This window comes from Pseudovibrio flavus (genome assembly GCF_009711345.1).
Taxonomy (GTDB): Bacteria; Pseudomonadota; Alphaproteobacteria; order Rhizobiales; family Stappiaceae; genus Pseudovibrio; species Pseudovibrio flavus.
The window spans coordinates 1-11,101 of sequence record NZ_SMMA01000053.1; the positions used below are offsets into that span (position 1 = coordinate 1).

Here is an 11,101-nt window from a genome sequence, read left to right on the forward strand (position 1 = left end):
TGTGCGCAAAGCATCAATCACAAACACAAACCCTCTTAACTTTTTCAAAAATTACAAGAAACACAACCGCTCACGGGATAACTCGTTGAGACAGAACAAAACTTGAGAACAGCAATTCAGATTTTAGCTGGTCCTTTAACGCCCCACATAGACCTTGGAGCTACCGTAACTGCCAAAAATAAGAGGCAGAAAATGAATATTCGTAGGTTCCGCCCCCTAATCACCTTCAGCACGCTCACATTATTTGCAGTAATCCTCCCACTTACCGCATCAGCGGCCCCCTGCCCGCCCGAACAAGTGGGCACGAACGAGCTAACCAACGCACCTACTGAAGGCAAGGATGTCCGCACAGAGGAGATTGAGGCGACTGATCTGGGCAATGCGCCTCTATTTCTAGAGGGAAGAGAACTCCGCCTTCGCAATATCATTATTGAACCCGGCGGATATGTTCCCGTTCATGGACATACAAACCGCCCAGCCCTTGCAAGAGTGACACAGGGCGAACTGGTGGAACACACTGACCAGTGTCTTGTTCCTCTTACCCATAAAAACGGAGAGGTCATTATAGAAAGCGCCGAGGTTGTTCATTGGGTTGAGAACAAGGGCGATACGACCGCCATATTGACCGTTTCCGACATTGTGGACCGCAGAGGCGAAGAAACCGGCAATTTCAAATAGAGCGGGTAGGATTGGGTGCGGGATGCATTGAACCTGATGACGGCCTTTGATATGAGCAACTCCAAATTCAAATTAATCAAAGACAGGCGGCTTTCGTGCATACTTATGCCCTTCTAGCAAATCCCGGCCATAACCGGATCTATTTTGAAAGCGCGATGGAGATCGGCCAACTTGAGCTCGCCGCGATTTTGTCTCGAAACGGTGTTTCTCCGAAAATTTCCGTTATGACGGACAGCGCTCTTCCGGGAGCCATTCTTATTGAAACACAAGAACCGCTGGAAGAAGCGGAGCTCACAGCCATTGCCGCCAGCTCCCTCACCTACGCTTTCTTCGAGATCGCTGGTGAAGATCTGCTACGCCCAATCAAACTTCCGCCTTTTGAATGCTTCCCTGAAAGCCTGAACCAAATTCTGCGCTACACCGGCAAGACCAACGAGCAGTTTACGCGCCTCATGGTGAACCTTGCCATAAATGCCTGCTCAACAGACAGTGAAAAGAAGACCCTACTTGACCCAATGTGCGGCAAGGGCACGACACTGTTTGAGGGCATCATTCGCGGTATGAACGTAGTCGGTACCGAAGTTCAGTCAGCTTCATTCGCCGATCTGCAGGCCTTCCTTATCAAGTACCTGAAAACCGGCCGCTTCAAACACCGCATCCGCCGTGAAAAGCGTAGCGACTCAAACGGCAAAAAATTCGCTGACTTCTTTTATGTAGAAACAGCGGCAACCAAAGAAGCGTTTGCTGACGACAATAAACTCACCCTGCAGGTTTATTGCGCAGATACCCGCCGCCTTCCTGAACTGGTAAAGAAACAATGCTGCGACATGCTGGTCTGCGACCTTCCTTACGGTGTTCAGCACGGAAGCAAAACAGCAAGCACTGGCCGGCTGAGCCGCAGCCCAGCCGAACTGCTGGAAGATTCCATCGCTGGCTGGGTCAACTCAATGAAAAGCGGCGCCTCCATCGTGCTGTCATTCAATGAGTTCACTCTCAAGTGGGATGTCGCCAAAGAGATTTTGGAAAATGCTGGCCTGACGGTGAAAGCCGAAGCTCCGTTTGCAGGATATCTCCACCGAGTGGATCAATCCATCAACCGCAACATTATCTGTGCGGTGAAGCCATAAACAAAAAGGGCGCCCAGTGAGGCGCCTTTTTTACATCTACGTTCGCGTTCAAATCAGAATTCTCGCAGAACCGAGAAGGTAAGCGTTTCCACACCCGGATTTGTCTCTGAAAGGTTGCCATTGGATTTATGGTCCAGATAGAGACCTACACGATAATTCTCGGCAATTGCGTAGGATGCCCCAATCAGACTGCGGAATTCCAACGCGAGACCAAGGTCATTTCCCTTAGTACCCTCATTATAGAAACCCGGCATAAAGCTCGCTTCTAAACGAAAAGCGTCATTAATCGGAACATAGGCGACTAAACCGCCTCCTGCCCAGACATCAGCATTCTGGTCAAACTGAACAGCAGCGCCGCCCGCGATCTGAACCCAATTGTTTTGATAGAATGGCTCACTACGAACCTCTACGCTTGCCAGCAGAGGATCTGTTCTTTGCTGGAAAACATCATCGTAGCCAATTCCAACCACCAGCTCGCCAGCAAATGCCGAACCACTCACCATAAGGGGGAGCAGCGCCAGAGACAGACGGGAAATTTTGGAATGCCCCATTTCAATTGAGCCCTAAATACACTGATAACAAATCGCAACGAAAAACTACGTAGTTATTACTAGATCGATATCAAGGTGTACAGGGGCAAAGGAAATGGGCTCTCAAGTTTTTAAGAGCCCATTGCATAACTATGGATAGCCGCGTGCCAAGTGTGCGAGTTCAGCAACAGGCTTAATGAAGGGAAAGCCAATGCCGCGCCGCCTTTTGCGCGAGGGCAACGTCTTCACTTGACATCTGCTCTGACAATTCTGCCCTTAGCTGAACAGCTTCCTCGTTGCCTTTAAAGGCTGCAAGGTTAAACCACTTGTGTGCTTCAATGAGGTCGAGAACGCCCTGACGTCCAGAAGCTGCATCCAGCCCCATCTGCAACATCAACTCCGCGGTGAGGCCAGTGCACCCCATCTCGGCAATATCGGCGTTCTTTAGGTCCAAACGTGCCATTTTATTCTCCTGATCATTGGAGAGCCGCCTGTTAGGCCCCGGCTAGCTCCCGTAACCAAAAGATTAGGCCTGATCACTTTCCCTAGCGTTAAGTGCTATAGTTAAAATTAAGCGAACCAAACAAAAACACCCGGTTAATTTAAGAGTTCATTTACCATAAAACTCTCAATTCATTATGACTATCAATGGGCGCAGCCTCGACCGACGTTTGACGCATTAGCCTCTTGTAAAGCATAGATGCATCCCCTTCCCTTGCGCCACAAACTCCGCCCATCCGCCTACTTCCTATAAACTGAGAGATATTCTAGGCTCTGGAAAGGGGCTAAGCTGCTCCAGTTTTTTGGGAGGGAAACATGAACAAGCTTATGACTGGCCTTTCGGCTGCTGCACTCACTCTTTGTATCGGCGCATCTAGCGCACTGGCTGCTGGCCCTGAAGGCGTTTGGAAACGCGCCGACGGTAGCGCGAAGATACAGATGACCAAATGCGGTTCTGAAATCTGCGGTAAAATTGTTTGGTTGAAAAATCCGCGCAAAGACACTCAAAACCCGAAAGCATCGCTCCGTAATCGCGATCTTATCGGCATCCAGATCCTTTCCAAGATGAAAGCCAATGGCGACAAAAAATGGAAAGGTAAGATCTACAACGCTGAAGACGGTAAAACCTACACCGCTAAAATGGAGCTGTTGTCCGCAAGCAAGCTAAAGCTGCAAGGGTGTGCTCTGGGTGGATTGATCTGTAAGGGCGACACTTGGAGCAAGTCCAAGTAATTACTGCAAATTTACCAAGTATTTTGAAACTAGTCACAAATACTATAGCCTATGCTAGCTAGATAGCTCTCGTCTTCTTGAAAGGCGAGAGCAACAACAAAAACAAAAACGGCTACATGGCGAAAAGACAAATTCTGGGCGGCTTGATTGCCGCTGGTCTACTGGCAAGCGGCGGCGAGGCAGCAGCCAGTATTGAGGGTCGCTGGATCACGGATGACAAGGCGACAGTTCAAATCAAACCCTGCAATGACGGTCTATGCGCGGAACTTCTGGATTTTCCGCCCCCCAATGGCGAGATCATGGAGCAGGTAACCGACCGAAATAACGAAGACGAAAGCAAGCGGAACCGCAAGGTGCTGGGCATCAATGTGCTTTGGGGTCTAAAACCGGTTTCTACTGATAAGTGGGCCGGAATGGTCTACGACCCCAAACGCGGCATGGCTGTACCAGCTACCTTGAAACTGCAGACAAACGGCAAGCTAACGCTGACGGGCTGCAAAAAGGTTGTCGTAAACATTTGTAAGTCCGAAGACTGGATCAGAGCACAGTAACGGCGAACGGCAGCTTCAAAAACGCGAATAAGCCGGAGCACTCTCTCCGGCTTATCCATTGCGCCGACTTATTTGCTGCGCTGACCAAACAATACTGACTGTGCGTCTTTATCTTCAGCCAGCTTCATTTTTTCGCGCAAATCCAACCCAAGCTCCAAGCCACGGGCGACAGCAGGACGAGCTAGAAGCCGCTCGCGCCAACTGCGAACCTCGGGAAACTCTTCAAGATCCATACCCTGCCGCTCCCAACCTTGGGACCAGCCAATACAAGCAATATCTGCAATGCTGTATTCCCCGGCGATATACTCCCTACCCTTCAAGCGCTTATTGAGAACGCCGTAGAGCCTATGAGTTTCGTTGAGGTAGCGGTTCATGGCATATTCAAGCTTTTCCGGCGCATAAATGCGGAAATGATGGTTTTGGCCAAGCATGGGGCCAAAGCCGCCCATCTGCCACATCAGCCACTCTTCTACTTCGACTCGTGCGCGCTCATCTGTTGGGTAGAACTGCTCAAACTTGCGACCGAGATATTGAAGGATCGCGCCGGATTCAAAAACCGAGATCGGTTTTCCATCTGGCCCTTCAGGATCGATAATCGCAGGCATGCGGTTATTTGGAGATACTTCCAAAAACTCTGGCTTGAACTGATCGCCTTTGGAGATATCTACGAGCTTCAAATCGTAGGGAACGCCAAGCTCCTCCAGCATAACGGAAATCTTCCAGCCATTTGGAGTTGGCCAGTAGTAAAGCTCAATCGGTTTTGTCTGCTCGTGGGCCATATCAAGTTCCTTGGTAATTTTCTCAAAAAATCAATTGTAGCCAGCTAATATACTACAACATTCGCTTGAAACCTTCGTGCGTCGCTTCAAAGCCATGGCGGGCGTAGAACCGGTGTGCGTCCACACGCTGCTTGTTTGTTGTCAGCTGGATCATGCAGCATCCGTGTTCCTTCGAAAAGGCAACAGCATGCTCCAGCATTGCAGCGCCAATACCTTGGCCGCGTTTATCCGCCCTACTGTGAAAACTCTCCAGTATCGCCCTTGGCCTGCCCTGAAACGTGAGGGAATAAAAGAGAGACCACTGATAAGTCGCGATAATTTCGCCGTTCTCATCCGTTGCTACAAAAATGCGAAACTCTGGCACTTCGCTAATTCTGCAAAAGGTCTCGCGGTAGACCTCAACATCGCCCGCTTCCATACCAACGCGTGAGCCAGCAGCACCTGCATTTACAATACCCAGAATTGCCTCAAGGTCGGCTTCTGTTGCTTCTCTAATGTGAATCATCATCAGCCTCCTATTGGCAAATTGCTGCAGTGCTGGAAAGACGAAGGTAGCCCCAATTCGTAATGCGATATCCTTCAGGCTTCACGATATGCGGCCAGTTTATCTGCACGAACTCCATATCGACGACATCGGCAAGAAGAGGCTTCAGCGCCGGATCAAAGCCGGAGCGACCCCAACTTTGTTCAAACGGCTTTGCTTCGGCCTTATCACCAGCATCCCAAACAAGAAAACAAACTTCTCGCGCAGGTGAAAGCGGCCGGTAGCTGCTGATGACATGACGAGCATCAGGCAAGAACGCCCGCAAGTTTCCGCCGGTATAATGATCCAGCGAAACAATCGTGGCCTTTTGAATTGCAGGGGCTTTTTCTGAAAGACTCGTAGCGAGTTGATCGTAAGGTTTCATGTGGCGACAATAGCCACCGCAGCTGGTTTTATCCGGCGCGATAAACCCGACAAGGCGTAAGCTGGCGACAACAACCACCAAGGCTAAACAGATACTTGCGAACACGCGAACCGCTTTGTCCGAGGGGTTTCCGATAGCAATGCGCGAGAATAAGTAGAGCGGCAGCGCCATAAACAACGGGTGCATGTGGCGTTCTTTGATGTAGGTAGCGCCTGATACGAGAATTCCAACGGCTGTCAAAAGCACCGTAAAAATAACCATTTGCCCCATCAGGCGACCATAGTCACTCGGAAGCGGGTCTTGTGTAGGCTCTCCAGTCGCGATCACAGCGCGCCGCGCCTTCTTAGGGAATAAAGACCGGAAGAACACCAGCGGAACGAGAACTATGAAGGGCACAAGAAACCCGAGCGACGATGTTAGAAGCTTCAGTTCCCCTGAAAGGACGCGAGAAAGATGGCTAGTCTCTTTCTCCAGCACCATATTGTTGACCGAAGCCGAAAGCAGGTTTTGCTCTCCGCCCAACACCCAAAATAGGTAAGGACTATAAACGAGCAGCGCGGTAGCAGCAGTGATAACAAGGGGAACAAGCGCGAAACGTCTGCGCCAGTAGCTATCAAAGAGAGCTGCAAGAAATAGGCCGATTGGAACAAGGGCAAACGAGTGTTTTGCCAGCATGCCAAGCCCGAATGCGATACCGAGCAAAACGGCGTTCCAAAACGTCGCTCGCTCCAAGTACCGCATGAAGGCATAAAGGCTCATTGCAATTGCGAGAATGAGAACGCTGGTGTGTGTAACCCCTTCGTGGAGGTTAAATCCGATCTGGTAAAACAGCGTGTAGGAAAAAACGGCCAACGCACTCAAGCGTTCATCGGCGATTGCCTTTCGCGCAGCTGCATAGAGAAATAGCCCGGCTGCGGCTATCAGCGAGTACTTTACAATCTGGAACGCCCAGATCGTAGGCCCCGTAACCTGTTGAACCGCATACAAATACCACTCATAAAACGGCGGCTGCCGAAGCGTGTAGCCAAGCAGGAAATCTTGCACGTAGACATTTTCAAACATGTCATCAGTGCCAAGGATAGGAGAACCGAACGAGCGAAACCCGAGGTTAAACAGGAAGTAACCGAGAACAATGGCAACCACGGTACGCGGCCTTGCCCACCATGGAACCTGTTCTAGCTCCAAATGAAACCGTGCATCAGCCTCCGCCGTTGCCGACCTTCCCCTCATCGACTCGCCCCTTGTAGATAAAGCTATGTTTTTCAATGACTTTGAGACACTCCCGGATCAGGAAACACCCCACAACAACTTTGACTTACATTTTTTGAAGATGAATGCAATTAGAGCGCGTTCAACCATTCAGCTTGGCGGGTTTTATGTTTGCTGTTTGGGAAGCGCCTTCAGGTACCTGAAGCTGTAACGCTAAACGCGATTTAGCGTCGTTGAAGGAAGCATAAAGGCTGTTTTCTTCCTCACTCGCAAAAGCCTGAAGTGTTTTTTGGCGAACGGGATCAGAGAGTTTTTTTGAACTTATCATCACAACAAAGGGTGAGAGCGCAAACACCCCAAAAACTGGAAGAAGCCATAGAGCTGCTTGAGCGCCGCCAATCCAAATGATGGCAACAAGCGCAAATACTGCTGGAATACAAATCCACCAACAAGCGGATAAGCAATCGGAAAAGCGCAGTCCCCCGCCATCTCTATGCTGAATAGTCCACCCGCAATCACGGCCAAGCGCTATCTCGAAGATCGCCCTGGCCTGAAACGCCATCAAACACGGCGCGGCGAAAAACATAAACGCCAACTCACCGCTAAACGCCAAAGCAAATGCGGAGATATTGCCAGTTAATTCTCGCCATCGGCGCAGCGCTATGAGCAGCCGCGGCCCAAAGAGTAGAACGAAAACACCGATAATAAGCAGAGTGTTATTTACCTGAAGCGCCTGAGCATAAGATGCCTCATTAGCATTGCCCGCTTCCATCACGCCAACTTCAGCCCTTAAAAGGTCAAAAGCGCTTAAAGCAATGAAACCCAGCCACAAAGGCGCTGCTAAATAGGCATAGGCTCCCAGCAAAAACGACAGTCTGCTCCACGGGGATAAACCCTTTGCCGCAACAAGGCGCAAATGTTGGATATTACCCTGACACCAACGCCGATCACGCGCCGCGTAACCAAGCAAATTGGCAGGAGCTTCCTCATAGGAGCCCTCTAACTCCGGTTCTAACCGCACCTCCCAGCCGCCACGTGCCAGAAGGGCAGCTTCCACCGTGTCGTGACTTAGAATGTGTCCGCCAAAGGGAGCTGGACCTTCCAGTGAGGGAAGACCACAGCACTCTGCGAAGGCTCGCGTACGGATAATAGCGTTGTGCCCCCAAAATGGGCCGGTGGCTCCTTGCAACTTCGCAAGCCCCCTTGCAAACACCCGCGAATAGGCCGCGCTGGAGAATTGAAGCACCACCCCTAATACACTCGGCGCACCGTGAATAATTGGCAGCGTCTGCAACAAGCCAAGCTGTGGTTCACGGTCCATCACCTCGATCATATGCTTGATTGTATCCCCGCTCATCAAGCTATCTGCATCAAGCACAATCATCGTCTCGTAGGCTCCGCCGCTTCGCTCCAAAAACTCGGCAACATTGCCTGCTTTTCCGGCGGTATTCTGTGCTCTACGACGGTAATAAATTGCGGGCCCGTCAGGGGTTTCAGCAAGCAAATGCTCTGCTAGCCTGCGCTCCTTTTCAGCAACATCGTCTCGCGTGCTATCCGACAAAACATGGAAATCAATACGGCTACTCACTGCGAGTTTAGCCAGTTGCTGTCGCATCACATCAAGGCGGGCATAAACGGCATCTGCATCCTCGTTATAAACGGGAATGACTAGTGCACAGCGGTCATGTCTGGGCAACGTGAGAACCTGAGAATGATCTGTTTCAGGGTGCGCGCGCCGGCCCGCGCCGGATACAGCAACGCCTATCAACGCAACACTTGCGCCCCATCCGAGCCAAAGCACCCCAAGAAACAACAATGCAGTCCGCAGCCAATCAAGAAACGACAGCCCGTCCGTGGCGAGGGCCGATAGCCAAAGGTAGCTGGTGAGTGCAGCAACAAGAACCGGTAGCCCAAGTGCAAACGCTCGCCACCAGAACAGGGCACCGTTTGAAGATAGCGAAGCCGCCATCAAGCCCCGCGCCATTTTGCAAAATTGTGCTTGAGGACATCTATCCACTTAAGCCAGAAAGCCCGTGGCGGCTTGAATACTACAATTGGCTCCAAAGACTGAACCGGCATGACCAATGGACTTTGAGGACCACTGGAAAGAACGGGCTTTTGATCAGCGCATTCATAAGCGGAGGACTTTACCTTTTCCGGTAATGGGCTCATGGACGCCCCCACTGATAAATCCATGTCTCGGTTACCGGTGTTTCGCCTTCTAAAAGCTTCAAGCGCATCTCGACAGGAACGCCCTCCGCCTCCCGCTCCACATCAAGGTAAGCGCGCCAATGTCCACTGCTGATCTCTTCGGCATAAACATTTTCCAATGTGCCATTGGCAAGGCTCACCTGCGGCTCGACCTCGCTGGCATAAAAAAGTTGGAAGGCTTCATCACCCTTAAAATCAATCGCGAATTTGCGCTTTAACGGGTCAGCAAGTTCAACGGCATGTCCTGCCTTACCGGTCCGCGTCTGCAATACAGGCGCAAGAACAGGTTCGCTCACTTCACTTCCCCAATAAAGAGAGTAGCGGAAATTGAGCATCTGCCCCTTTTTAACTGGCTCACTAGGTGTCCAGAAGGCCGCAATATTGTCATGGATTTCCTGATCAGTCGGAATTTCCATAAGTACCACATGCCCTTCACCCCAATTGCTCTCGGGCACAACACGCACAGATGGGCGGCGCTCGTAAGAAACATTGGCATCGAGATAACTCAGCGGGTTACGGTCTCGCTGTTCAAGCGAAAAGCTCGCCATATTGGAGACAGCAATAAAGGAATGCTGCAAAGACTGCGGATTGCTCAGCGGTCGCCAGACTTCCTCGCCCGAAGCAGTCACGATGCGAAGGCCGTCACTGTCGTGAACCTCAGGCCGGAAATCATCAAAGCCTGCATGATCGTTCTCGCCAAACAGATACATGGAGGTGAGCGGAGCAATACCGAGCTGCTCAATATCGTCCTGAGCAAACAGGCGGGCATCGACTTCAACGCGAGTTTGCGCCCCCGGTGTTATTGTGAAAGCGTAGGCACCAAGAACGCTCTGGCTGCGAAGCTCTGCCCAAACGCGGAAGCTCGTATCGCCTTTTTGCGGTTTTGCCAGATAAAACCGTGTGAAGGCTGGGAACTCCTCCGTTTCTCCCGTCGCTGTGTTTACAGAAAGCCCTCTTGCAGAGAGGCCGTAGACACTTCCCCGCCCCAGAACGCGAAAATAGCTCGCACCCAAAAAGGCGATCAGCTCATCCTTATAGTCATCTGTATTCAGCGGATAATGAAGACGAAAGCCAGCAGGATCGAAAACTGTCTCATCACTTCCCTCTCCCAGCACCACATCATCGCCGTAGGTGAAGTCTTGCGTCGTGAACTTCAGCGGCGAAACCGTATCATCGTCCACCTCGAACAGCTCAACCGGCTGCTCATAAAGCCAGCCCAGATGGAATGCCTGCAATTCATAGGGGGCGGCGTCTTTCCAGCGAGCTGCATCAGAGCGGAAGTGAATTGTACGATAGCCATCATAGTTGAGCCCTTCAGGGAACACTGCGGAGATCGCCGCATCCCCACCTTCTTGGGCTGAGGAGAGCAAGCGCGCGGTCACATCATCCAGATCGAACGCAGCAGCTTGAAGCGTAGAGGCAATCGTTAGGCCCGCCGCAACCAGCAGCCTGTTCAGCCTCAAAGACCTATGATTTTTAAGATGCATCTGCCCCATGTAAGACCGCCCTTCCCCTCTTTACCAGAGAACCGCTGCAGCGCGGTTTTCGTCCCTCACTCAATTGCTGGCAGTATTCGCGGTGGTCTACAAGCCACCGTTTCTAACGAGCGCTCACATTACGGTGAGGCACCCGCGAGGAAGCACTGAGGATTTGGAATGGCATGGGAAATGGAGTGTGAGATTAGGTAGGTGCAAAGCGTCGTTAGCGCAGCCAAAAGAGCTGGATACCGGATCATCGCTGCGCTTGTCCGGTATGACGGCAGTGGAATAGACGAGCCATTGCCACAACTGGAACTGTCACCCCGGCCGCAGAGCCGGGGCCTAGACCAGAACCCCATAAGCTGAACTGGATACCGGATCACCGCTCCGCTCGTCC

11 protein-coding genes are annotated in these 11,101 nt (G+C 51.4%); 4 read left to right on the forward strand and 7 right to left on the reverse strand.

What is annotated here, in order from left to right:
* Positions 1 to 192: 192 nt before the first annotated feature.
* The gene (locus tag E1162_RS03665; protein WP_155126976.1) at positions 193 to 678 is read left to right on the forward strand and encodes a cupin domain-containing protein; all 486 of its coding nucleotides are present in this window, start codon (positions 193 to 195) and stop codon (positions 676 to 678) included.
* A gap of 95 nt (positions 679 to 773) precedes the next feature.
* Positions 774 to 1,805, forward strand: a complete 1,032-nt coding sequence (locus tag E1162_RS03670) for a TRM11 family SAM-dependent methyltransferase (RefSeq protein WP_371311799.1) — start codon at positions 774 to 776, stop codon at positions 1,803 to 1,805.
* Between the two features lie 53 nt (positions 1,806 to 1,858).
* On the opposite strand, the gene E1162_RS03675 is transcribed toward E1162_RS03670, so the two are convergent.
* Together E1162_RS03675 and E1162_RS03680 are read right to left on the reverse strand one after the other, a co-directional pair.
* The gene (locus tag E1162_RS03675; RefSeq protein ID WP_155126979.1) at positions 1,859 to 2,356 is read right to left on the reverse strand and encodes an acyloxyacyl hydrolase; all 498 of its coding nucleotides are present in this window, start codon (positions 2,354 to 2,356) and stop codon (positions 1,859 to 1,861) included.
* A gap of 172 nt (positions 2,357 to 2,528) precedes the next feature.
* On the reverse strand, positions 2,529 to 2,798 hold the full coding sequence (locus tag E1162_RS03680) for a hypothetical protein (protein WP_371311800.1): 270 nt from the start codon (positions 2,796 to 2,798) through the stop codon (positions 2,529 to 2,531).
* A gap of 353 nt (positions 2,799 to 3,151) precedes the next feature.
* Here E1162_RS03680 and E1162_RS03685 point away from each other — a divergent pair, with 353 nt between their 5' ends.
* Together E1162_RS03685 and E1162_RS03690 are read left to right on the forward strand one after the other, a co-directional pair.
* The gene (locus E1162_RS03685) at positions 3,152 to 3,568 is read left to right on the forward strand and encodes a DUF2147 domain-containing protein (protein ID WP_155126982.1); all 417 of its coding nucleotides are present in this window, start codon (positions 3,152 to 3,154) and stop codon (positions 3,566 to 3,568) included.
* 116 nt (positions 3,569 to 3,684) lie between these two features.
* Complete coding sequence (locus E1162_RS03690; protein WP_155126985.1) at positions 3,685 to 4,119, forward strand: DUF2147 domain-containing protein; 435 nt, start codon at positions 3,685 to 3,687, stop codon at positions 4,117 to 4,119.
* 68 nt (positions 4,120 to 4,187) lie between these two features.
* Here E1162_RS03690 and E1162_RS03695 read toward each other — a convergent pair whose 3' ends face one another.
* The 5 genes from E1162_RS03695 to E1162_RS03715 all read right to left on the reverse strand — a co-directional run bounded on the left by E1162_RS03695 (position 4,188) and on the right by E1162_RS03715 (position 10,713).
* On the reverse strand, positions 4,188 to 4,898 hold the full coding sequence (locus E1162_RS03695; protein WP_155126988.1) for a glutathione S-transferase N-terminal domain-containing protein: 711 nt from the start codon (positions 4,896 to 4,898) through the stop codon (positions 4,188 to 4,190).
* Positions 4,899 to 4,950: 52 nt separating this feature from the next.
* Positions 4,951 to 5,403 carry a GNAT family N-acetyltransferase gene (locus E1162_RS03700; RefSeq protein ID WP_257098641.1) on the reverse strand — a complete coding sequence of 151 codons (453 nt, stop codon included), beginning with the start codon at positions 5,401 to 5,403 and terminating at the stop codon, positions 4,951 to 4,953.
* A 10-nt stretch (positions 5,404 to 5,413) separates the two neighbouring features.
* Complete coding sequence (locus tag E1162_RS03705; RefSeq protein WP_155126995.1) at positions 5,414 to 7,036, reverse strand: ArnT family glycosyltransferase; 1,623 nt, start codon at positions 7,034 to 7,036, stop codon at positions 5,414 to 5,416.
* Between the two features lie 121 nt (positions 7,037 to 7,157).
* The gene (mdoH, locus tag E1162_RS03710) at positions 7,158 to 8,984 is read right to left on the reverse strand and encodes a glucans biosynthesis glucosyltransferase MdoH (protein WP_257098642.1); all 1,827 of its coding nucleotides are present in this window, start codon (positions 8,982 to 8,984) and stop codon (positions 7,158 to 7,160) included.
* A 199-nt stretch (positions 8,985 to 9,183) separates the two neighbouring features.
* Complete coding sequence (locus E1162_RS03715; protein WP_155127000.1) at positions 9,184 to 10,713, reverse strand: OpgD/OpgG family glucan biosynthesis protein; 1,530 nt, start codon at positions 10,711 to 10,713, stop codon at positions 9,184 to 9,186.
* Positions 10,714 to 11,101: the final 388 nt, after the last annotated feature.

Bases quoted from the DNA above. Each gene is read 5' to 3' on its own strand.
- E1162_RS03690 (WP_155126985.1), top strand. From the start codon at position 3,685: ATGGCGAAAAGACAAATTCTGGGCGGCTTGATTGCCGCTGGTCTACTG.
- E1162_RS03715 (WP_155127000.1), bottom strand. From the start codon at position 10,713: ATGCATCTTAAAAATCATAGGTCTTTGAGGCTGAACAGGCTGCTGGTT.
- E1162_RS03675 (WP_155126979.1), bottom strand. From the start codon at position 2,356: ATGGGGCATTCCAAAATTTCCCGTCTGTCTCTGGCGCTGCTCCCCCTT.
- E1162_RS03705 (WP_155126995.1), bottom strand. From the start codon at position 7,036: ATGAGGGGAAGGTCGGCAACGGCGGAGGCTGATGCACGGTTTCATTTG.
- mdoH (WP_257098642.1), bottom strand. From the start codon at position 8,984: ATGGCGGCTTCGCTATCTTCAAACGGTGCCCTGTTCTGGTGGCGAGCG.
- E1162_RS03685 (WP_155126982.1), top strand. From the start codon at position 3,152: ATGAACAAGCTTATGACTGGCCTTTCGGCTGCTGCACTCACTCTTTGT.
- E1162_RS03695 (WP_155126988.1), bottom strand. From the start codon at position 4,898: ATGGCCCACGAGCAGACAAAACCGATTGAGCTTTACTACTGGCCAACT.
- E1162_RS03665 (WP_155126976.1), top strand. From the start codon at position 193: ATGAATATTCGTAGGTTCCGCCCCCTAATCACCTTCAGCACGCTCACA.
- E1162_RS03700 (WP_257098641.1), bottom strand. From the start codon at position 5,403: ATGATTCACATTAGAGAAGCAACAGAAGCCGACCTTGAGGCAATTCTG.
- E1162_RS03680 (WP_371311800.1), bottom strand. From the start codon at position 2,798: ATGGCACGTTTGGACCTAAAGAACGCCGATATTGCCGAGATGGGGTGC.